Here is a 20,407-nt window from a genome sequence, read left to right as displayed (position 1 = left end):
TCCTCAGGGCGTTTCCTTGTCGAGCAGCGTGTCGGTGACGAAGGACGCGGCGATCAAATCGTCGCCGTCAATTCGGCCCTGGTCGTCCTCCATCATGGCCGCAACCTTTTGGAAGGTCTTGATTTCGCCCTCGGTGATCCGGGCCTCCTGCATCCTGGTCTTGAGTTCCGCCACGCGCATCCCCAAAGCATGGGACCTTGCAGTCTCACGGTTCGACAACATCGATCGCTATCCTATCTCGAGCCCGCCGTGCATTAAGCCGGCGGGCTGAAGGTCCAGACCCTTGATTTCACTCGATGACCTTGATGATCTTGCGGGTGCCTGGATCCACAACGACTGTCCTGTTGTCGATCACGACGTACCGATATTTGACGTTGGGAACTTCATGAAGCTCGACAGTATCGGGCAGGGCTGTGCCGATATTGAGTTCCACGCCGGGGAGCTTCACCGAAGCCAGCGGCTGCTTCTTCACATACTCACGGATGACTGTCTCTTGTTCGGGCTGAATGATGACGTCCTCGGCCGCGGCTGCGCCGACACCTGCAACCAGTAGAAAAGCCGCGGCTGCGGCGGTAAGGTGCATTCTCATGAAACTCCTCCTTTGCGAGACCTGAGCTTTGCGAGACCTGGGCGCGGCATCGTTGCGCCCAGCCATCCGAACTTGGGGCGCGCGCAAACGTTCCCGGGGTTGGGCTTCGGTCGTGTGGTGTCTAGGACCTAAGTCTGACGGCAAAACGCAATGGTCTTACACATGTCGCGGTTCGGAACAGCCGCTGCCTGCTCCCGTTGTCCGCTGCAAGTTCAAGGGAGGAAGCTGATGGAGAAGAGTGTTGACCAGGCGCGCTGGTTGCTCGCACCGGTCTTCGCGGTGGCCATCACCTTCATGGTGATTGGAGTAGCTCTCAGCTGACCTCCCAGACATCAATTGCCAGGGTTTTGCACCCAGGGCTTTGCACATTGGCGCAGCCATGTCCCTTCCTGCGCCAATAGGGTTCGTCCACTGCTTCCATGCGGTGGGCGAACCCTCATTCGACGGAGGCCCCAGCAATCAGAGGATGGAAGAAGAGCTGGATGCTGCCCGTGCGGTCCGCACTGTAAGGCAGTGCGGGATCGCCGACCGAGATTTCAGATCCGGTCAAGGACGCAATTATCGCTGAACGCAGTGTGGAGAGACCGGGAAAGTGCCAAGGTGGCCCGACTCAATGGAAGCCGGGCCAGCGGCTGCTGGTCAGTAGCCACCGTTCTCCATCATCACGCGATGGTGGTGGTGATGTGTGGCGACGGAACCCGTGACCACGAGCGTATCTCGACGATAGTGATGCCGGCGGCCTTGGTCATAGAACGCAACCGTGCCGTGGTGGCGGTGATGCAGGCGCTCTCCGTACTCGTTGATGATCCTGACATGGTGGTGGTGTCGATGATGGGGCCTGATAACCACATCGGCCTCGGTTGCCGAAGCCACGGCGGGCAATCCAATGGACAGCGCCAAAGCGCACATGATCATTGTTTTCATTGCAATTTCTCCACTACTTCAACTTAGCCCTTCGCGGAATACAACTGCGGCTGTTCGCTTTGGTTCCGGGTTGCCCTGGGTGGCTGGGGCGTCCAAATCGAGGGACGGACGGCCACATCACCTGGACCGAGGCGAGGTCTCGCCCGCGCGTCCTGCACCCGCTGGGCTCTCTGATCGAGGCCTTGCCTGCGTGCTGAGGCCGCTCCGTCCGAAGACGCGCCGGATGCCACCTTCGTCCGATCTCGGCGGCTGCGAGGCCAGCTAAATCAGACAGGCGTTTGAGTCGAATTCAACAAGGCTCGGATGGAACTGATTGAACGGCAACTTTTCGATCCAAGCTTGCGCTGACGAGACGCCGCCCAACCAGCGCTCGGGCGGGCGGGTATGACGCCTTCCCAGAACCCCATTGTCTACGCGTCGTGAGGAACGATCACGCGAGCAGCGGGTTGGGCTGGGATGGCGACATATTCGGTCCAGCCATTCACTCAAAGGAGAAGACGATGATAGGAGCGATCAAAGCGACGGCAGTCGCCGCGGCGATGGCCATGTGCGCCTCGCCAGTATTGGCCCAATCCAGCGGAACGCCGGTGCCCGCAATCAAGGCGCCGGACCATGGCCCGGAACGGTCACCTGAAGGCACAGGACAGAGCCAAGACTCGATGCGGGAAATGATGCGCCAGATGATGGACGAGATGATGCGGGAAAGGATGCACGACGATCACCGTTCCCAAGCAGAACGGGAAGGGGGCGACGGTGGGGGCGGGGAGTACAGAATGGGCCGGCGTGACCGAGGGCGGATAGCCGAAGATCACGGTCGCATGGGAGCCAGGATGATGCATGGCGCAGGGATGCGAATGATGTTTGCCATCATAGATACCGACGGCGATGGTTCGGTCTCACAGAGCGAAATGCAGGATCTCGTCGATCGCATATTCAATGCAGTCGACGAAAACGGCGACGGCCGCGTCGACATGGAAGAAATCCAGTCCTTCTTCCATGGCCCCGTCAATCGGGATGCGGATTAGGCTCGGACGTCGGCCCCCGCACCAGCGGTTTGCGCCAGCGAGGGCCTTCTCGCACTGTTCCTTCGGATCAGGAACCAGGCATCATGCCGGGCCAGTGCTATTTGGGATATGCGGTGGGCGCCAAAGTCGGGATGCGCTAACCCATTGTTTTTGCTGGTCGGAGTGGCAGGATTTGAACCTGCGACCCCCTCGTCCCGAACGAGGTGCGCTACCAGGCTGCGCTACACTCCGTGACCAGTCGGCGGGCTTATAGCCGCCACACTTCATTCCTGCAAGCGGCAATGGCAGCACTTCTGTCGCATTTCGTCAGCTTTCGCCGCAAGCAGGCCGACACCGCGGCGCATTTCCAATCGGACTACAACCGCTTAAGGCTTGTGTGCTAGCACCTGGCCCACCAACTGCCTTCTGAGCGGGACCCGAATGAACCAGCGGATCGTCAGTTTTGTCATGAGCGGCGGCGTCGGCTCGCGGCTTTGGCCGCTGTCTCGCGAGGATAATCCCAAGCAGTTCCACGATTTTTCCGGCGACGGCTCGATGCTGGCCAAGACTTTGCGCCGGTTGACGGCAAGGCCCGCGGGAGAAACGCCGATCTTCCTGATCGCCTCCGAACGCCATGCCGACCGGGTCCATGCCGACCTCGCCGGTCTCGATCTCGCCGGCGGTGGTCCATTGTTCGAGCCCACGGGGCGCAACACCGCCGCCGCGATTGCACTCGCAACGCTGCGCACCCTTTCCGAATTCGGCGACAGTCTGGTCCTGGTCGTACCATCGGACCACGAAATATCGACTGCGGGGCAATTCTGGCAGAGCGTCGAGGCGGGCGCCGATGCGGCTCGCGCCGGCCGGCTTGTGGTGTTCGGCATCAAACCGACCCAGCCCGAGACCGGCTATGGCTATATCGAAGTAGCAGGCGGGCAGGCCGGCATCTTCGATGTCACGCGTTTCGTCGAAAAGCCCGACCTTGCGACGGCGCAAAGCTATCTCAACGCGGAAAGCTTTTACTGGAACACCGGCATCTTCCTGTTTCGCTCCGCCGCCATGCGTGACGCCTTCGCCTCGTTCCAGCCCGACATCTGGCAGGCCACCGAAGCCGCCTACAGGGCGGCGACATCGGACCTGTCGGGCCTCTATATGCCACTGGAGTTCTACGAAGCCATCCCCTCGATCTCGATCGACTATGCCATCATGGAAAAGGCTGAGAGCATTGCCATGGTGCCAGCCGGGTTCCGCTGGAACGATCTCGGCTCCTGGCAGTCGCTGCTCGACGTCGGTCCTGCCGACGACCGGGGTAACGTCGTCATCGGCGATGTCGTGGCCATCGATTGCGAGAATTCCTACATCCGCAGCGACGGCCGCCTGCTGTCGGCAATCGGTATGAAGGATGTCGCCATCGTCTCGACCGCTGACGCCACTTTCGTCGCGCCGGTCAGCCACAGCCAGCACGTCAAGAAGATCGTCGAACAGCTCGAAAAGTCGGGCCGGCTGGAAACCAGGTTCACGCCGGCGCATGATCGCGTCATCGAAAGCGGCGCCTGGCGGCGGCGCGTCCATCACTGGCTGTTTCAGGAGACCTTGCCGCTGTGGTCGACATCGGGTGTCGACGAACGCCATGGCGGCTTCCATGAGGCGCTGGGCTTCGACGCCAAGCCGCTGATGAAGCCCAAGCGCATGCGTACCCAGGCCAGGCAGGTCTATGCCTTCGCGGTGGCCAGTGCGCGCGGCTGGGATGGTCCGGCCGACCGGCTGATCAGCCACGGCATCAACTTCATGGCCAGGAAGGGCCGCACCGACAAAGGCGGCTGGGTGCGTACGCTGCATGTCGATGGCTCCGTCGCCGACGCCGCCGAGGATGCCTACGATCATTCCTGCGTGCTCCTGGCGCTTGCGCATGCGCATATGTGTGGCAATCCCGATGCCTTGCGGCTGGGAGAAGAAACCTTCGCCTTCCTCGATGCACATCTCGAGGATCGTCGCATGACCGGTTTTCTCGAAACATCGCACGGAGAGGGCGAGCGGCGTTCCAACCCGCACATGCATCTGCTCGAAGCGTTCCTGGCTTGGCACCAGGCGACCGGCGAGCGGGCTCATCTGCGCCGTGCGGCACGCATCATCGATCTCTTCCGCAGCCATTTCTTTGACCGGGAAAGCTGGACGCTGGGTGAATATTTCGATGACGAGTGGAAGCCGTCAGCCGGCGAGAAGGGCGCGTGGACCGAGCCCGGCCATCACTTCGAATGGGCTTCGCTGCTGGTCGATTTCGCCGGACGCAGCGGCCAGGCGGAACTGGGTGGCTTCGCCAGGAAACTCTATGCCTCCGCCATCGCCAATGGCCTCAACCGCGCCACCGGCCTTGCCTATGGCGCCGTCTCCCGTCAGGGTCTGCCGCTGGACCTGATCTCGCGCAGTTGGCCACAGGCCGAAGCGGTCAAGGCGGCGATTGCGCTGGACGGTTCTGGCGGACCCGATCTCAAGCCGGAGATCGAGGAACGCGTAGGCCGGCTGTTTCGCTGGCACATCGACCCGGCGCCTCTAGGCCTGTGGATCGACCGCATCGACGAGAGCGGCCGCTCGCGGGCGTCTGACGTTCCGGCCAGCATCTTCTACCACCTGGTCTGCGCGCTGACGCAGTATCTGGATGGGACGACGGGAGAGGCGGCTTAAGCTTGGCTCAATACGGGCTCGCCACGTCCCCGGTCTCGACATAGATCGACTTCAGTTGCGAATAGAGTGCCAGCGCCGCCAGCGAATTCTCTCGGCCGATACCGGACTGCTTGAAGCCTCCGAAGGGGATTTCGACCGGCGTCAGATTGTAGGCGTTGATCCAGCAGGTGCCGGCCTGCAGCTCGGCGATGACGCGGTGGGCGCGCGGCAGATCGCGTGTGAACACGCCCGCTGCAAGGCCGAACTCGGTGTCGTTGGCGCGGTCGATCACTTCGTCCTCGTCGTCGAATTTCAGCACGCTCATGACCGGTCCGAAGATTTCCTCACGGGCAATGCGCATGGCGTCGGTGACGCCGGTGAAGACGGTCGGCTCGACGAAGAAACCGCCGTCGAAACCCTGCAGCGAAGGCACGTTGCCGCCACAAGCCAGGACGGCACCATCCTGCTTGCCGATGCCGATATATCCGACGACCTTATCGTGCTGCGCCTTCGATACCACGGGGCCCATCTGGGTCTCGGGGTCGAGCGGATCGCCGATGCGGATTTTCTTCGTCCGCTCGACCAGCCGTTCGACAAAGCGGTCGTGAATGCCGCTCTGCACGAAGACGCGCGTGCCGTTGGAGCAGATCTGGCCGGTCGAATAGAAATTGCCGAGCATCGCGCCGCCAATGGCGTTTTCGAGGTCGGCGTCGTCGAAGACGATCAGCGGCGACTTGCCGCCGAGCTCCATCGTCGCGTGCTTCATCTTCGAACCGGCGAGCGACAGCACCTTGCGGCCGGTCGGCACCGAGCCGGTCACCGAAACCTTGGCGACGACATCATGGCCGACGAGGCCGGCGCCAACGTCGCCATAACCTTGCACGACATTGAACAGCCCGTCCGGCAGGCCGGCCTCGCTGTAGATCTCGGCCAGCGCGAGTGCTGAAAGCGGCGTGTTTTCCGACGGCTTGAACACCATGGCGTTGCCCATGGCGAGCGCCGGTGCCGATTTCCAGCCGGCGATCTGGATTGGATAGTTCCAGGCGCCGATGCCGACGCAGACGCCGAGCGCCTCGCGCCGTGTGTAGGCGAAGGGCCCGCCGAGATCGACGGCCTCGCCATTATAGGCGGCGACCGCGCCGCCGAAATATTCAAGGCAGTCCGCGGCTGAAGGCGCATCCGCCACCAGCGTCTCCTGGATCGCCTTACCGGTGTCGAGCGTCTCGATGCGGGCGAGGTCGGCGTTGCGGGCCCGCAATATATCGGCGGCGCGGCGCAGAATACGCCCGCGCTCGACCGGCTTCAGCCGTGCCCAGGCAGGCTGCGCTGCCCGGGCGGCCTCGATGGCCAGTTCCAGCACGTTCGGCGTCGCCGCGCGCAGCATGGCGATGGTCTCGCCGGTTGCCGGATAGATGACCGGCAGCGGCGCGCCTTGCTCGTCATCGATATAGCGTCCGTTGACATAGTGCGATGCCGTGGGCTGGGCGCGCATGGGACGTCTCCAAATTCTAGTCGCCGGGACGGAACGTCGTCAGATCATGCTCTATCTGTCCGACGCCTGCCAGCGCGGATTGATCCATGGTTCCTGGTTGGACGGCGCCAGCGGCGTGCGGCCAAGAATGTGGTCTGACGCCTTCTCGCCGGTCATAATCGACGGCGCGTTGAGATTGCCATTGGTGACGCGCGGGAAGATCGAGGAGTCCGCGACCCGCAGCCCTTCGATGCCGATGACCCGGCACTCCGGATCGACGACGCTCATCGCGTCGTCGGCGCGCCCCATCTTGCAGGTGCCGCAGGGATGGTAGGCGCTCTCGGCATGATCGCGGATGAAGACATCGAGATCGTCATCCGACTGCACATGGCTGCCCGGCGAGATTTCCTGGCCGCGATAGGCATCAAAGGCCGACTGGCCGAAGATCTCGCGGGTCAGCCGGATGCAGTGGCGGAACTCCGCCCAGTCGTCCGGATGCGACATATAGTTGAAGTGGATCACCGGCTTCGCTTTCGGGTCCGGCGAGCGCAGCGTCACCGAGCCGCGCGACTTCGACCGCATCGGCCCTACATGCGCCTGGAAGCCATGCGACTTCGCTGCCGCCTTGCCGTCATAGCGCACCGCCGCCGGAATGAAGTGGTACTGGATATCGGGGTAGTCGACGCCGGCGCGCGAGCGCACGAAGGCGGCTGCTTCGAAATGGTTGGTGGCGCCAAGACCGGACTTGAAGAACAGCCATTGCGCGCCGATCAGCGCCTTCGAGAACGGGTTCAGCACCGAATTGAGGGTGATTGGTCTGGTCGATTCCTGCTGGATATAGAGCTCCATATGGTCCTGCAGGTTGCGGCCCACACCGGGCCTGTCCGCAACCACGGCGATGCCGTTTTCGCGCAAATGTTCGGCAGGCCCGATACCGGACAGCATCAGGATCTTGGGCGAATTGATCGACGACGCGGCGACGATCACCTCACGTCGCGCCTTAACGACCTGAATCTGTTTGTGAGCTTCGATCTCGACCCCGATGGCGCGTTGATTCTCGATGATCACCCGGCGCGCAAAGCCCTTGACCAGACTCACGTTTTTGCGCCTGAGAGCGGGTTTCAAATAGGCTGATGCCGCCGACCAGCGGCGGCCGCCCGAAATGGTCTGCTCCATCGGACCGAAGCCTTCCTGCTTCGATCCGTTGTAGTCGTCGGTCAGTTCGAACCCGGCCTGGCGGCCCGCTTCGACAAAGGCGCCGTAGAGCGGATTGCGCCGCGAACCGCGCTGCACATGGAGCGGGCCGCTTTTGCCGCGCCAGCCGTCCTCGCCGCCGTCGGAGTCCTCCATGCGCTTGAAATAGGGGAGCACGTCGGCGAAGCCCCAGCCGGCCGCGCCCTGTTCGGCCCAATGGTCGAAATCGCGGGCGTGGCCGCGCACATAGACCATGCCGTTGATCGAGGACGAGCCGCCGATCACCTTGCCGCGCGGTGTGGCCAGCACACGGCCGCCAAGATGCGGCTCCGGTTCGCTGGCAAAGCCCCAGTCGTAGAGGCTCATATTGAGCGGGATCGACAGCGCCGACGGCATCTGGATCAGCGGCCCGACATCGCTGCCGCCGAATTCGATGACGATGACCGAATGCTTGCCGTCTTCCGACAGGCGGTAGGCCATGGCCGAACCGGCCGAGCCGGAGCCGATGATGACGAAATCCGCTTCAAGCATGGTTCATATGCGCCCGTCGTTCATATGCGTGATGAAATCGGCGAGCGAAACGTTGCCGCCAGTTGCCATCACAAGGATGGTCTTGCCCTGCACATCCACCTTGCCGCCGAGCAGCGCCGCCAGCGATGCCGCGCCCGACGGCTCGAGCACCAGCTTCATGCGCTCGAAGGCGATCTTCATTGCCCGCCGCACCGAGGCGTCGTCGACGGTGATGCCGCGAACACCGGCGGCCTTGACCGCCGCAAAGGGCGCGTCGCCCGGTCGCCGCGACATCAGCCCGTCGCAGATCGATTTCGGGCCTATCGGCATGGTCTCGATGCTGCCATGCGCCAGTGACGAGCCCATGCCGTTGAAACCTTCCGGCTCGACGCCAATGATCTCGGTCGCGGGCGACAGATAGTGGAAGGCGAGCGAAACGCCGCCGATCAGCCCGCCACCGCCGACCGAACAGAACAAAAGGTCGGCGCTGGCGTCCTTGGCGGCAAGCTGGTCGAGCGCTTCGAGCCCGGCGCCCGCCTGGCCGGCGACGATCTCCGGATCGTCGAACGGATGCAGCAGGGCCAGGCCTTCCATCTCGGCGATCTCGCGCGCCTTCGCGGCAGCGACCTCCTCCCGCGCGCGCTCGCCATGGTCGGTCAGCACGACGCGCGCTCCGTAGCCTGCGGTCGCGTCACGCTTGGCAGCCGGCGCATCGATCGGCATGACGATCGTGACCGGAATGCCGAGCGCCTGGCCGGCGGCGGCCAGCCCTTGCGCGAAATTGCCGGAGGAATAGGCGACGACGCCCATCTTCGCCTCGTCGGCCGACAGCTGCTTCAGCCGCCAATAGGCGCCGCGTATCTTGAACGAGCCTGCCCACTGCAGCGATTCCGGCTTGATGAAGACGCGGGCCGCACCGGTCTCCCTGGCGAGCGCCGACGATTCCAGCAGCGGCGTGATCTGCGTCGCCTTGGAGGTGACGGCATAGGCCTGTCTGAGATGGTCGAGGGAAGGGACGAGAAGGTCTGCCATCATTCGCCTCGCGGGAACCGTTTCTGCTCTTCGAGCACGTTCAAATCCATGTGATTGCGCATGTAGCGTTCGGAAGCCTTCTGCAGCGGCTGGAACTCCCAGGGATAGTGCGTGCCGTTGCGCAGTGCGGGATAGACCACCCAGCGCCGCGCCTGGCTGGCCCGCACGGCGGCGTCGAAAGCCGCCATGTCCCAACGCACGCGGACCTTTTCCAGGAAGGCTGCCACCAGACCGGCATGCACCGGGTCGGCGGCGAGATTGCTCAACTCATGCGGGTCGGCTTCGAGATCGTAAAGCTGCGGCGGATCGATCTCGCAGTGGACAAACTTGTAGCGGCCCTCGCGGATCGCCACCAACGGCGCGTTGGAGCCTTCGGCGGCATATTCCATCAACACCGGTGCGGTGCGCTTTTTGCCTTCAAGCAGAGGCAGCAGCGACTGGCCATCGGTCCATGGCGCAATCGCGCTCATGTCGATGCCGGCGAGATCGCACAGCGTCGGCGTCACGTCGAGATTGGAGACCGGCGCCTCGATCAGCCCGGCCGGCACGCCCTTGCCGGCGATCATCAGCGGCACGCGCGACGAACCCTCGAAGAAGCACATCTTGAACCACAGCCCACGCTCGCCGAGCATGTCGCCGTGGTCCGAGCAGAACAGGATGATGGTGTCGTCGAGCATGCGCGTGCGCTCCAGCACCGACAGCAGTTCGCCGATCTTGTCGTCGAGATAGGAGATATTGGCGAAATAGCCGCGCCGCGAGCGGCGGATCTGCTCTGCCGTTATGTCGAAACTGTCGTAGTCGGAGGCTTTGTATAGCCGTTGCGAATGCGGATCCTGCCTGTCGTAGGGAATGAAGCCTATCTCCGGTTCGAGCGCCGGACTGTCTTCGTAAAGGTCCCAGTACTGCCGTCGTGCCACATAGGGATCGTGTGGATGGGTGAAGGAGACGGTCAGGCACCAGGGCCGGTGCGCGGTGTCATCGGAGACGCGGGCGAAGTCGTAGAGTTTTTGCACCGCGTGGAAGGCGACCTCGTCGTCATACTCCAACTGGTTGCTGATCTCGGCGACACCGGCGCCGGTCACCGAGCCCAGATTGTGATACCACCAGTCGATGCGCTCTCCGGGCTTGCGGTAGTCCGGCGTCCAGCCGAAATCGGCCGGATAGATGTCGGTGGTCAGCCGTTCCTCGAAGCCATGCAACTGGTCCGGCCCGACGAAATGCATCTTGCCTGAGAGCACGGTGTGATAGCCGTCGGAGCGCAGGTGATGGGCAAAGGTCGGGATCGAGGACACGAATTCGGCGGCGTTGTCATAGACCTCGGTGCGCGACGGCAATTGGCCGCTCATGAACGAGGCGCGGCCCGGTGCGCAGAGTGGCGAAGCGGTGTAGTTGTTCGCAAAGCGTGCCGACCGCGCGGCCAGCGCTTTCAAATTTGGAGCGTGCAGAAACGCGGCCGGCCCATCGGGGAAAAAAGTCCCGTTGAGCTGATCGACCATGACGATCAGGAAATTGGGTCGCTTCGTTGTCACTGTTTGTGCCGCTCGCCGAGTTTGGTTTCGAGATAATCCTCGACCAGCGCGATCGCGGTCGCGGCGCCGGGCACGCCGTCCTTCAGCGCCCGCCTGATGTACAGCCCGTCGATCATCGCCGCTGTCGCTTCAGCGGCGCGGTCGGCCTCGGCCCTGGGCAGGATGCCGGTCAGCCCGCTCATCAGGTTTGAATGCAGCCGCCGCGCATAGACCCTGAGCAGCCGGCGCAGCGAGGACGACTTCTGCGCCTCGACATAGAAGGCAAGCCAGGCGGCAATGGTTTCCGGCTGGAACTGGACGTCGGAGAAATTGACGGCCACCACCGCCGACACGCGTTCGCGCGGAGTGCCAGCAGATTGCAGGGCGCGGCGCATATCGATGGTCAGTTCGGCCAGGATGTGCCGCATCGTCGCCAGCAACAGCTCGTCCTTGGCGCCGAAATAGTGATGGGCAAGGGCCGAGGACACGCCGGCGCGCCCGGCGATCTCGGACATGGTCACGTCAAGCGAGCCGCGCTCGCCGATCGCAGAGATCGTCGCGTCGATGAGCGCCTTGCGGCGAAGTGGCTCCATTCCGATTTTCGGCATGTTGTTTCCGATTTTGATAGGAGATTATTTTTTATTGACGGATCAATCAACAAAAAATCGACACTGGCGCGACCTGTACCAAGCGATTGTCTGCTTCCGGCCCTTCACGGCTTGGGTAGGAATGTTTATATTTGAACAATAAAGGCGAACTGCGCCATGGGCCCACATGTTGAGCTGGCGCCAAGGATGGAGACCGCCATGACCGCATGCATCGTTGGCTGGGCGCATTCGCGCTTCGGCAAGCTTGAAGGCGAGACGCTCGAAAAACTGATCGTCAAGGTCGCGACGGACGCGCTCGATCATGCCGGCATCGGCCCGGACGAGGTCGACGAGATCGTGCTCGGCCATTTCAATGCCGGCTTTTCAGCGCAGGATTTTACCGCCAGCCTGGTGCTTCAGGCGGACGACCGGTTGCGCTTCAAGCCGGCGACGCGCGTCGAGAACGCCTGCGCCACGGGATCGGCGGCGGTCAGGCAAGGCATTCGCGCCATCGACGCAAACGCCGCCCGCATCGTGCTGGTGGTCGGCGCCGAGCAGATGACGACGACACCCGGCCCCGAGATCGGCAAGAACCTGCTGAAGGCTTCCTATCTGCCGGAGGATGGCGAGACGCCGGCGGGCTTCGCCGGTGTGTTCGGCAAGATCGCGCAGGCCTATTTCCAGCGCTATGGCGACCAGTCGGACGCACTCGCCATGATCGCCGCCAAGAACCACAAGAACGGCGTCGACAATCCCTATGCGCAGATGCGCAAGGATTTCGGCTATGAGTTCTGCCGCCAGGAGAGCGAGAAGAACCCCTTCGTGGCCGGTCCGCTCAAGCGCACCGACTGCTCGCTGGTCTCGGACGGTGCTGCGGCTCTTATCCTTGCCGACACGGCAACCGCCCTGAAGATGCGCCGCGCCGTCGCCTTCCGCGCCAACGAACATGTGCAGGACTTCCTGCCGATGTCGAAGCGCGACATCCTGGCCTTCGAGGGCTGCGAGCAGGCCTGGACCCGCGCGCTGACAAACGCTGGCGTCACGCTCGACGACCTATCCTTCGTCGAGACGCATGACTGTTTCACCATTGCCGAACTGATCGAATATGAGGCGATGGGGCTGGCCAGGCCGGGCGAGGGTGCCAAGCTGGCGCTCGACGGCACAACGGCCAAGGATGGCCGCTTGCCGGTCAATCCCTCCGGCGGGTTGAAGGCCAAGGGCCATCCGATCGGCGCCACCGGTGTGTCCATGCATGTCCTGACCGCCATGCAGCTTGTCGGCGAAGCCGGCGGCATCCAGGTGCCGGGCGCAAAGCTCGGCGGTATCTTCAACATGGGTGGTGCGGCCGTCGCCAACTACGTTTCCATTCTCGATCGGATCAGGTAAACCGCCCGCATTACAGCGCCGCGCGCCTTTTTTGGGCGCGCAAAGGACGCTGTAACACTTTGATTTGGCGGGAGGCGGCATGACAAATCCGGTTCTGATCGAGGTTCTGCGCGGCGCGATCGTCGAGAGCGCGCATCGCGGCGCCGTCGCGGTCTTCGATGCCGACGGCAAGGCGGTCTGGGAGATCGGCGACACCTCGAAGCCGGTGTTTCCGCGCTCGGCTGTCAAGGCGATCCAGGCCCTGCCTCTGGTCGAAACCGGTGCGGCCGATGCCTATGGCTTCGGCAACCGCGAACTGGCGCTTGCCTGTGCCTCCCATTCGGGCGAGCCGGCGCATGTCGAACTGGCGCGCTCCATGCTGGCCAGGGCCGGGCTGGACAAGTCAGCGCTCGAATGCGGCACGCATTGGCCCTCGAATCATGATGCGGAGATCGCACTTGCGCGCGCCGGCGGCTGGCCCAATGCGCTGCACAACAACTGCTCCGGCAAGCATTCCGGCTTCCTCTGCACCTGCGTCCATGCTGGCATTGCGCACCGTGGCTACGTCAAGGCCGGGCACGCCCTGCAGGAGATGGTGCGCGACGCCATGCAGGAAATCACCGGCGCTGCTCATGGCGCGGCTGAGCGGGCGACCGACGGCTGCTCAATCCCGACCTACGCGGTGCCACTCAAAAGTTTCGCGCTGGGCTTTGCCCGCATGGCCACGACCAACGGCTTTGGCCCTGAGCGAGCCAAGGCCGCGAAGCGCCTGCTCTCCGCCTGCATGGCGGAACCCTTCTTTGTCGCCGGCACCGGCCGCGCCGATCTCGCTCTGATGGAAGCAGCACCTGGCCGGATTTTTGCGAAAGGCGGCGCCGAAGGCGTCCACTGCAGCGCGATACCTGAACTTGGCCTCGGCATAGCGATCAAGTGTGACGATGGCGCCGGCCGCGCTGGCGAGGCGATAGCTGCCGCCGTCCTTGCCAGGCTGCTGCATACGGACGAGGCCTTGGCGGCAAAGCTGCTCGAACTGGCGACCGCGCCGATCGAAAGCCGGATCGGCGCCAAGGTTGGGGCGCTGAGGCCGACGCCGGCCTTGAATTGAAGCAGCAATCAGCTGACGCGGTTGCGCTCGACGGTCAGATGCGCAAAGCCGCTATTGCTCAACCGGGTGAGGTCGGCCGTCACCGGCTCCGCCCAGCGCTGGCCGACGACTGCCCCGTTCAGCGCTCCGTCGATGACATTGTCCGAGATGACGGCTGTGCCGGCGCCCTCGACCACGCTGACGACGATGCCGGTGCCTGCCTTGCGGATAATGTTTCCGGTGGCGACGACATTGCGCAGGTATGGCCCCCAGCCGATCGACATGCCGTAGAGCGGCGCGTTTTCGATGACGTTGTTGGAAACGGTGGTGTCGGCCTCGACGCCGATGCCGACGCCGAACCCGGGCGGATCGGCGGGGTAGGGGCCGCTGGTCGACAAATTGCGCACGATGTTGCCGGAGCAGACGCCCATGCGGCCGCCTTCGTTGAAGTTGACGATCGAGATGCCGTTGGCGGCGCCATCGACGATGTTGTTGCTGATGACAGCACCCTCGAACGAGAATTCGGAATAGACCGCGGTCTCGCCCGAGCGCGAACAGGTGTTGCCTGAAATCTGCAGGTTGCTGGAACTGTTGGCGCGGATTGCCGAGAAGGCGCAGTCCGAAACCACATTGCCCGAGATAATGACATTGCCGGCGCGGAAGGCATTGATGCCATTGCCGTTCTGGCCGGTCCCGCCGCTGCGCGCGCCGATGCGTTCGACGCGGTTGCCGGTGACCATGGTGCCGTCTTCAGCCACCTGCCAGCGGTGCACCAGGATGCCGCCATTGGCGCAGTCGGAGATGCTGTTGCCCGTGATCGCCAGGCCGCCGGCTTCGACCGAATAGATGCCGGCATCGGCTGCACCCGATATATCAGAACGTTCGATGCGGCCCGCCGCGTGTTCCAGCGCCAGTCCGTTCTTGCCGCTGCCGGTTATCTGGCAATTGTCGACAACGACGTGCGCGACCCTGCGCAGATCGAGCAGTCCTTGCGCATAGTCGCCCATCGAGCGGTTCGAACCATCGAAGACCAGGCCGCTCAGTTCGATATGGTCGGCCTGTTCGGCCATGAGGAGGTGGCCATCGCCGCCATAGACGATCCGCGTCGCACCCGGGACACCGGAAAGGCGCACGCGGCTGGGCAGCGAGAGATTGGAGACCACATAGGTGCCGGGCGGCAGGAACACCGGCATATCGCGGCTGTTCGCGTCGCGCAGCAGCTTGGCAAAGGCTTTGCTCTGGTCGTCGAAAATGCCGGGTTGCACGCCGAGTTCGGTGGCGTTGATCGAGCCGCGCATCGAGGCCTTCTCGATGCCGGTCAGGCTGGCGGCCGCCGCTCTGCCAAACGAGAGGCCGATGACGGCAAAGCCGGCGGTCTGCGTCAGCAGTGTTCGTCTGTTCAACATCGGCACAGCTTCCCAGCGTTCAGCCCTGACACAGCAGGAATCGTGCCAGGCGATTCGAGCTGGTCTTTCGCGGGGACCGACAATGGCTTGTCGAACAGCCATTCGGCGCCTAAGTTCGATTGATGAGCAGAGCTTTTACCCGCGAGGAAGACAGCGAGAACGCCATCGCCGGTGTCGGCGAGCGGCCGATCAGCACCCACCGCAATCTTGTGACGGAGCGAGGCCTGGCGCAGATCGAGGAGACTCTGGCTGATCTGCGCGATCTCCTGGCAAAGGCCGAGAGGCGGGGGGACCGCGAGCGCATCGCAGTGGTGTCGCGTGACCTGCGCTATTGGACGGCGCGGCGGGAGAGTGCAGAGCTTTCCGCACCGGGACCCGGCGGCGACGTCGTCCGCTTCGGCATGGGCGTCACGCTTGAGGGCGATGACGGCAGGAAGGTGCACTGGAAGATCGTCGGCGAGGACGAAGCTGACCCGGCCAAGGGCAGCATTTCGCATGTTTCACCGATGGCCATGGCCCTGTTCGGCAAGAAGGTCGGTGACGTCGCAACCGTCAACGGCAAGGAATGGGAAATCGTCAAGCTGTCGGAGAGCTAGTCCTCGAGCTTGACCACATGATCGCGGAAGAAAGCGGCGGCACCGGCTTCATCGATCTCGCTGGCGGCAACCATCATAACCAACTGGATGATATCCGCTGGATCGGCTTCAATGCTCAACCCGTTGAAGTAGAGAAACAAGTCTGCTGCGGCAAAAGCGGTGCGTTTGTTGCCGTCAACGAACGGATGGTTCTTGGCGATTCCGAAGAGATAGGCGGCTGCCAGTTCGCAGAGATCGGGCTCACCGTAGGCCTCTTTCTGTCGGGGTCTGGCGAGCGCTGATTCCAACATGCCTCCGTCCCGGATACCCGGCGCGCCGCCGTGAAGGCGCAACTGCTCGGCGTGCATCGCTTCCACGAACTCTCGGGAATGATGTTCGGTCATTTCGCGAGTGCGCGATAGGCAACCTCATATTTCTTCATCCGCTCACGCGCGATCTTCATCTTGCGTTCGAACTCTTCGGCAGAGTCCTCAAGGCGGCGCAAGCGAAGCTCCTGACCCTCTTGAACAACGACCACATTGTCACCCGCCTTCAGATTCACGCGATCGAGAAGTTCTTTCGGTAGGATCAGGCCTTCGGAATTGCCGATCTTTCGAATGGTCGTATTCATAAGGAGGCATCCTGTTGGAACACAAATTATAACGCATCGCCTCTAGCGTTACAACAGGAATTATAACAGCTTCACTCAGCCCGCCAGCAGCCGATCCATCAGCCGATCCGCCGCCTCCGGAATGACAGTACCGGGTGGGAAAATCTCCGCAGCTCCCGCTTCCAGCACCGCATCGTAGTCCTGGGGCGGAATGACACCGCCGGCGACGATCAGCATGTCGCCACGGCCGAGTTTTTTCAGCGCGTCGCGCAGTTCGGGGATCAGCGTCAGGTGCCCTGCCGCCAGCGACGATGCACCGATGATGTGGACGTCATGCTCGACCGCCAGTTTCGCGATCTCTTCCGGTGTCTGGAACATCGCGCCGACGGTGACGTCGAAGCCGAGATCGGCGAAGGCGGTGGCGATCACCTTCTGCCCGCGGTCGTGGCCGTCCTGTCCCATCTTGGCAACGAGGATGCGCGGCTTACTGCCGTTTTTCTTCTCGAAAGCTCCAAGCTTGTCCTGCAGCCCGTCGACCACGGGACTGTCGCCGAGTGCCTTGCGATAGACGCCCGAAATGGTCTGCACCGTGGCGACGTGCCGGCCAAAGGCCCTTTCCAGGGCGAACGAGATCTCGCCGACCGTGGCATTGGCGCGCGCGGCGCGGATGGCGAATTTCAACAGGTTTTCATTGCCTTCCGCGGCACGGGTCAGCGCATCGAGCGCGCTTTCCACGGCGGCGACCTCGCGCGTGCCTTTCAGCCGCTGCAGCTTCGACAATTGCCGGGCCCTGACCTCGGCATTGTCGATCTTCAGCACATCCACCTCGATGTCGTTCCCGGGGCGATGCGCATTGACGCCGACCAGCATCTGCTCGCCGGAATCGATGCGCGCCTGTGTGCGAGCCGCCGCTTCCTCGATGCGAAGCTTGGGGATGCCTTGTTCGATCGCGGCAGCCATGCCGCCGAGCGCCTCGACCTCCTCTATGTGGGTCAGCGCACGTGCCGCCAGATCATGGGTCAGCCGTTCGAGATAGGCCGATCCGCCCCACGGATCGATGATGCGCGTGATGCCGGACTCTTTCTGCAAGATGAGCTGCGTGTTGCGGGCGATGCGCGCCGAATGGTCGGTCGGCAGCGCCATCGCCTCGTCGAAGGAGTTGGTGTGCAGCGATTGGGTGTGACCCTGCGTGGCGGCCATCGCCTCGATCATGGTGCGGATGATGTTGTTGTAAGGGTCCTGCGCCGCCAGCGACCAGCCGGAAGTCTGGCAATGGGTGCGCAGCGACAGCGAGCGCTTGTCCTTCGGCGCAAAATTCTTCTTCATCAGGGTCGCCCACAGCAGGCGCGCGGCCCTGAGCTTGGCGACTTCCATGAAGAAGTTCATGCCGACCGCCCAGAAGAAGGACAGGCGTGGCGCGAAGTGGTCGATATCGAGGCCCGCCGCAACGCCGGCGCGGGCATATTCGATGCCGTCGGCAATGGTGTAGGCGAGCTCGAGGTCGGCGGTCGCGCCGGCCTCCTGCATGTGATAGCCGGAGATCGATATCGAGTTGAACTTCGGCATGTTCTTCGACGTGTAGGAGAAGATGTCCGAAACGATCCGCATCGAGGGCTTTGGCGGATAGATGTAGGTGTTGCGAACCATGAACTCCTTCAGAATGTCGTTCTGAATGGTGCCGGCCAGATCCTTCTGCGCAACGCCCTGTTCTTCCGCCGCCACGATGTAGAGCGCCATGATCGGCAGCACCGCGCCGTTCATTGTCATCGACACCGTCATGTCGCCGAGCGGAATCCCGTCGAACAGCTGCCGCATGTCGAGGATGGAATCGATGGCGACGCCGGCCATGCCGACATCGCCGGCGACGCGCGGATGGTCGCTGTCATAGCCGCGATGAGTCGCGAGATCGAAGGCGACCGACAGGCCTTTCTGGCCGGCCGCAAGATTGCGCCGGTAGAATGCGTTGGACTCCTCCGCCGTCGAGAAGCCGGCATATTGCCGGATCGTCCAGGGCTGCTGGACATACATGGTCGGGTAGGGACCGCGCACGAAGGGCGGCAAGCCTGGATAGGTGTCGAGATGCGGCAGGTCCTTGAGGTCGCCCTGATTGTAGAGATGCTTGACGACGAGGCCTTCCGGGGTCGTCCGCTGCCCCTTGACCTCGACCGGCGCGCGGCGCGGCGGCGCCCAGCCGATCTGACTGAAATCCGGGATCAAGAGCCGGCTCCGATGGATTGGTCGATGCGGACCGGAAACAGCGGTTCGCACAGGGCGACACCTTCGGTGAAAGCAGGCCGCTGCGCCGCGTCCAGCGTCTCGACCGGGCGCTCGCTCCGTTGCGGATGGAGCGTGGTGCCGATGATGGCCCGCTCGCCTGCCTTGAAAGCGGCGTCGCGACGAGCGGCCGCGGCGCGAATGCGCTGCTGGATATGTCCGTCCCGAAGGCTGGACAGCACACCTCCCTCGGCGTCGATCGCCTGCAACTCCGCCCACGCGGCTTCGCAAAGGTCTGATGTCAGCGCCTCGACCGCGCCGGAACCATTGGAAGGATCGGCGACATGATCGACATGACTTTCATTGGCCATGATCAGCTGGGCGTTGCGCGCGACGCGGCGGGCAAAAGCCGCCGGCAGGCCGTGCGCGATCGTATGCGGCAGGATGGAGATCGAATCGGCTCCCCCCGCGGCCGCGGCGAAGCAGGCGATCGTCGTGCGCAGGATGTTGGTTTCGGGATCCAACACGGTCATCATGCGAAATGATGTCTCGGCATGGATATTTGCGGTGGCATTGGGGATCGAGCAGGCTTCCTGCACCCGCGCCCACAGCCTGCGCAGCGCCCGCACCTTGGCCATCGACAGGAACTGGTCCTGGTCGACGCTGAGCGCGAAGCCGATATGAGGCGCGGCATAGACGAGCGGCTGCCGCGCCTTCTCGAACATTCTCAGATACGAGACCGCCGAAGCCAGCATGATGCCGAGTTCCTGCGCTTCCGTGGCGCCGGCATTGTGGAAGACGCGCCCGTCCGCCTCCAGAAGCACGCCGGGAACGCCCATCGAGAAGAAATGCGCCAGCGATTGCGGCATCGATTCCTGCAGCGCCTCGATCGACATGCGCAGCCGGCCGGTGCCGGCCAGGATCGCCGCCGGATCGATGCCGAACGACAAATTGAGCTTTGCCGGATCGGAGCGGCGCTTGCTCAGGAACGCCACCAGCCAGTCGGCCATCGGGCGGCTCCAGGGGTGGGCGTCGATGCGGATCTGGACCCGGTTAAGGGGCACGCCGTCCAGCACCGTCTCCAGCGCCTGCGCGGTCCTCGGCAGGCCATAGCCGAATGCGTTCGGAGCGCCCTCGAAAACGAGCGACAGTCCAGTCGCCCCTTGCGCGATGTCGTCCAGGACCTGGGCCTTGGCGCGATCGACATCAGGGTCGTCGACGCGCTGGCTGACGATCCAAGGCGATCGGGGATTGGCGCGCACGATCGGTTCAACCCCGGTCGCACGGTCGTAGAGCGGTTCAATGCGGATTTTGTCGTCGGTGTGCGAGACCAGCTTTTCCTCGAAGGATGCACCGGCCAACGCCTTTTCCGCCAGGGCCAGCCATCGCTGGCGCTCGGCATTCGGTGGTTCGACATCCCTGGTCAAGGCTCCGGCGCCCATCCAATTTCCTCATTTACGCGGCCGCACCAGCCCGGGCAGTCCAGTCTACGGTCCCCGGTGCGTTATCGCAATGCAATGTCTTCCGGGGGCTGGATTCGATCCAACAGATATAGGTTCGCCTGCGTGGACGAACCATGAACGATTGCCAAACACCAGCAAAATCCGCAAGTTCCAAAATCCGATTTCGGCCATTGGTCCGATTTGGACGATTGGCATTGTCGCTGCGCGACA

At 63.3% G+C, this 20,407-nt stretch carries 18 protein-coding genes and 1 tRNA gene; 5 read left to right on the top strand and 14 right to left on the bottom strand.

All coding sequences use genetic code 11. The features are described from left to right. Positions 1 to 3: 3 nt before the first annotated feature. From JT360_RS19365 to JT360_RS19355, 3 genes are all read right to left on the bottom strand, one after another. On the bottom strand, positions 4 to 174 hold the full coding sequence (locus JT360_RS19365; RefSeq protein ID WP_502845476.1) for a hypothetical protein: 171 nt from the start codon (positions 172 to 174) through the stop codon (positions 4 to 6). A 115-nt stretch (positions 175 to 289) separates the two neighbouring features. Then, on the bottom strand, positions 290 to 589 hold the full coding sequence (locus JT360_RS19360; RefSeq protein WP_214473343.1) for a DUF1236 domain-containing protein: 300 nt from the start codon (positions 587 to 589) through the stop codon (positions 290 to 292). A gap of 639 nt (positions 590 to 1,228) precedes the next feature. Continuing rightward, the gene (locus tag JT360_RS19355) at positions 1,229 to 1,513 is read right to left on the bottom strand and encodes a hypothetical protein (RefSeq protein ID WP_214473342.1); all 285 of its coding nucleotides are present in this window, start codon (positions 1,511 to 1,513) and stop codon (positions 1,229 to 1,231) included. Positions 1,514 to 2,013: 500 nt separating this feature from the next. Here JT360_RS19355 and JT360_RS19350 point away from each other — a divergent pair, with 500 nt between their 5' ends. Next, positions 2,014 to 2,538 (top strand): EF-hand domain-containing protein, encoded by a 525-nt coding sequence (locus tag JT360_RS19350; protein ID WP_250888912.1) that lies wholly within the window; start codon positions 2,014 to 2,016, stop codon positions 2,536 to 2,538. Positions 2,539 to 2,692: 154 nt separating this feature from the next. On the opposite strand, the gene JT360_RS19345 is transcribed toward JT360_RS19350, so the two are convergent. Next, positions 2,693 to 2,769 (bottom strand) — tRNA-Pro (locus tag JT360_RS19345). A gap of 189 nt (positions 2,770 to 2,958) precedes the next feature. On the opposite strand from JT360_RS19345, the gene JT360_RS19340 reads away from it, so the two are divergent. After that, a complete protein-coding gene (locus tag JT360_RS19340; protein WP_214473341.1) occupies positions 2,959 to 5,199 on the top strand; it encodes an AGE family epimerase/isomerase in 2,241 nt (746 codons plus the stop codon). A gap of 7 nt (positions 5,200 to 5,206) precedes the next feature. On the opposite strand, the gene betB is transcribed toward JT360_RS19340, so the two are convergent. From betB to betI, 5 genes are read right to left on the bottom strand one after another with little or no spacing between them, the layout of a single operon-like run. Continuing rightward, positions 5,207 to 6,670 (bottom strand): betaine-aldehyde dehydrogenase, encoded by a 1,464-nt coding sequence (gene betB / locus JT360_RS19335; protein ID WP_214473340.1) that lies wholly within the window; start codon positions 6,668 to 6,670, stop codon positions 5,207 to 5,209. A gap of 51 nt (positions 6,671 to 6,721) precedes the next feature. Continuing rightward, positions 6,722 to 8,374 (bottom strand): choline dehydrogenase, encoded by a 1,653-nt coding sequence (betA, locus tag JT360_RS19330; protein ID WP_214473339.1) that lies wholly within the window; start codon positions 8,372 to 8,374, stop codon positions 6,722 to 6,724. Between the two features lie 3 nt (positions 8,375 to 8,377). Further along, positions 8,378 to 9,388 (bottom strand): threonine/serine dehydratase family protein, encoded by a 1,011-nt coding sequence (locus tag JT360_RS19325; protein WP_214473338.1) that lies wholly within the window; start codon positions 9,386 to 9,388, stop codon positions 8,378 to 8,380. Then, a complete protein-coding gene (gene betC, locus JT360_RS19320) occupies positions 9,385 to 10,914 on the bottom strand; it encodes a choline-sulfatase (RefSeq protein ID WP_214473337.1) in 1,530 nt (509 codons plus the stop codon). The genes JT360_RS19325 and betC overlap by 4 nt, the downstream gene beginning before the upstream one ends. Then, positions 10,911 to 11,501 carry a choline-binding transcriptional repressor BetI gene (gene betI, locus JT360_RS19315; RefSeq protein ID WP_214473336.1) on the bottom strand — a complete coding sequence of 197 codons (591 nt, stop codon included), beginning with the start codon at positions 11,499 to 11,501 and terminating at the stop codon, positions 10,911 to 10,913. The genes betC and betI overlap by 4 nt, the downstream gene beginning before the upstream one ends. A gap of 198 nt (positions 11,502 to 11,699) precedes the next feature. Here betI and JT360_RS19310 point away from each other — a divergent pair, with 198 nt between their 5' ends. Beyond that, complete coding sequence (locus JT360_RS19310; RefSeq protein WP_214473335.1) at positions 11,700 to 12,866, top strand: acetyl-CoA acetyltransferase; 1,167 nt, start codon at positions 11,700 to 11,702, stop codon at positions 12,864 to 12,866. A gap of 79 nt (positions 12,867 to 12,945) precedes the next feature. Beyond that, positions 12,946 to 13,950, top strand: a complete 1,005-nt coding sequence (locus tag JT360_RS19305) for an asparaginase (protein WP_214473334.1) — start codon at positions 12,946 to 12,948, stop codon at positions 13,948 to 13,950. 8 nt (positions 13,951 to 13,958) lie between these two features. Here the strand turns inward: JT360_RS19305 and JT360_RS19300 are convergent, their stop codons facing one another. Continuing rightward, positions 13,959 to 15,335 (bottom strand): TIGR03808 family TAT-translocated repetitive protein, encoded by a 1,377-nt coding sequence (locus JT360_RS19300; protein WP_214473333.1) that lies wholly within the window; start codon positions 15,333 to 15,335, stop codon positions 13,959 to 13,961. A 122-nt stretch (positions 15,336 to 15,457) separates the two neighbouring features. On the opposite strand from JT360_RS19300, the gene greA reads away from it, so the two are divergent. Further along, positions 15,458 to 15,931, top strand: coding sequence for a transcription elongation factor GreA (gene greA / locus JT360_RS19295; RefSeq protein ID WP_214473332.1), 474 nt, complete (start codon positions 15,458 to 15,460; stop codon positions 15,929 to 15,931). On the opposite strand, the gene JT360_RS19290 is transcribed toward greA, so the two are convergent. The 4 genes from JT360_RS19290 to JT360_RS19275 all read right to left on the bottom strand — a co-directional run bounded on the left by JT360_RS19290 (position 15,928) and on the right by JT360_RS19275 (position 20,176). Then, positions 15,928 to 16,314, bottom strand: a complete 387-nt coding sequence (locus JT360_RS19290) for a type II toxin-antitoxin system death-on-curing family toxin (RefSeq protein ID WP_214473331.1) — start codon at positions 16,312 to 16,314, stop codon at positions 15,928 to 15,930. The two genes, greA and JT360_RS19290, sit on opposite strands and share 4 nt — an antisense overlap. Continuing rightward, a complete protein-coding gene (locus JT360_RS19285) occupies positions 16,311 to 16,541 on the bottom strand; it encodes an AbrB/MazE/SpoVT family DNA-binding domain-containing protein (RefSeq protein WP_127283088.1) in 231 nt (76 codons plus the stop codon). The genes JT360_RS19290 and JT360_RS19285 overlap by 4 nt, the downstream gene beginning before the upstream one ends. 75 nt (positions 16,542 to 16,616) lie before the next feature. Then, on the bottom strand, positions 16,617 to 18,737 hold the full coding sequence (gene scpA / locus JT360_RS19280; protein WP_214473330.1) for a methylmalonyl-CoA mutase: 2,121 nt from the start codon (positions 18,735 to 18,737) through the stop codon (positions 16,617 to 16,619). Next, the gene (locus JT360_RS19275; protein WP_214473329.1) at positions 18,734 to 20,176 is read right to left on the bottom strand and encodes a methylmalonyl-CoA mutase subunit beta; all 1,443 of its coding nucleotides are present in this window, start codon (positions 20,174 to 20,176) and stop codon (positions 18,734 to 18,736) included. Before JT360_RS19275 ends, scpA begins: the two co-directional genes overlap by 4 nt. Positions 20,177 to 20,407 lie beyond the last annotated feature (231 nt).

Source organism: Mesorhizobium sp. dw_380, from assembly GCF_018588885.1.
GTDB lineage: Bacteria > Pseudomonadota > Alphaproteobacteria > Rhizobiales > Rhizobiaceae > Mesorhizobium.
This window is presented reverse-complemented; position numbering and strand designations above follow the sequence as displayed.

Excerpts from the sequence above, each read along its gene's own strand:
- JT360_RS19360 (WP_214473343.1), bottom strand. The coding sequence starts at position 589 with ATGAGAATGCACCTTACCGCCGCAGCCGCGGCTTTTCTACTGGTTGCA.
- JT360_RS19355 (WP_214473342.1), bottom strand. The coding sequence starts at position 1,513 with ATGAAAACAATGATCATGTGCGCTTTGGCGCTGTCCATTGGATTGCCC.
- JT360_RS19350 (WP_250888912.1), top strand. The coding sequence starts at position 2,014 with ATGATAGGAGCGATCAAAGCGACGGCAGTCGCCGCGGCGATGGCCATG.
- JT360_RS19340 (WP_214473341.1), top strand. The coding sequence starts at position 2,959 with ATGAACCAGCGGATCGTCAGTTTTGTCATGAGCGGCGGCGTCGGCTCG.
- betB (WP_214473340.1), bottom strand. The coding sequence starts at position 6,670 with ATGCGCGCCCAGCCCACGGCATCGCACTATGTCAACGGACGCTATATC.
- betA (WP_214473339.1), bottom strand. The coding sequence starts at position 8,374 with ATGCTTGAAGCGGATTTCGTCATCATCGGCTCCGGCTCGGCCGGTTCG.
- JT360_RS19325 (WP_214473338.1), bottom strand. The coding sequence starts at position 9,388 with ATGATGGCAGACCTTCTCGTCCCTTCCCTCGACCATCTCAGACAGGCC.
- betI (WP_214473336.1), bottom strand. The coding sequence starts at position 11,501 with ATGCCGAAAATCGGAATGGAGCCACTTCGCCGCAAGGCGCTCATCGAC.
- JT360_RS19310 (WP_214473335.1), top strand. The coding sequence starts at position 11,700 with ATGACCGCATGCATCGTTGGCTGGGCGCATTCGCGCTTCGGCAAGCTT.
- JT360_RS19305 (WP_214473334.1), top strand. The coding sequence starts at position 12,946 with ATGACAAATCCGGTTCTGATCGAGGTTCTGCGCGGCGCGATCGTCGAG.
- JT360_RS19300 (WP_214473333.1), bottom strand. The coding sequence starts at position 15,335 with ATGTTGAACAGACGAACACTGCTGACGCAGACCGCCGGCTTTGCCGTC.
- greA (WP_214473332.1), top strand. The coding sequence starts at position 15,458 with ATGAGCAGAGCTTTTACCCGCGAGGAAGACAGCGAGAACGCCATCGCC.
- JT360_RS19290 (WP_214473331.1), bottom strand. The coding sequence starts at position 16,314 with ATGACCGAACATCATTCCCGAGAGTTCGTGGAAGCGATGCACGCCGAG.
- JT360_RS19285 (WP_127283088.1), bottom strand. The coding sequence starts at position 16,541 with ATGAATACGACCATTCGAAAGATCGGCAATTCCGAAGGCCTGATCCTA.
- JT360_RS19275 (WP_214473329.1), bottom strand. The coding sequence starts at position 20,176 with ATGGGCGCCGGAGCCTTGACCAGGGATGTCGAACCACCGAATGCCGAG.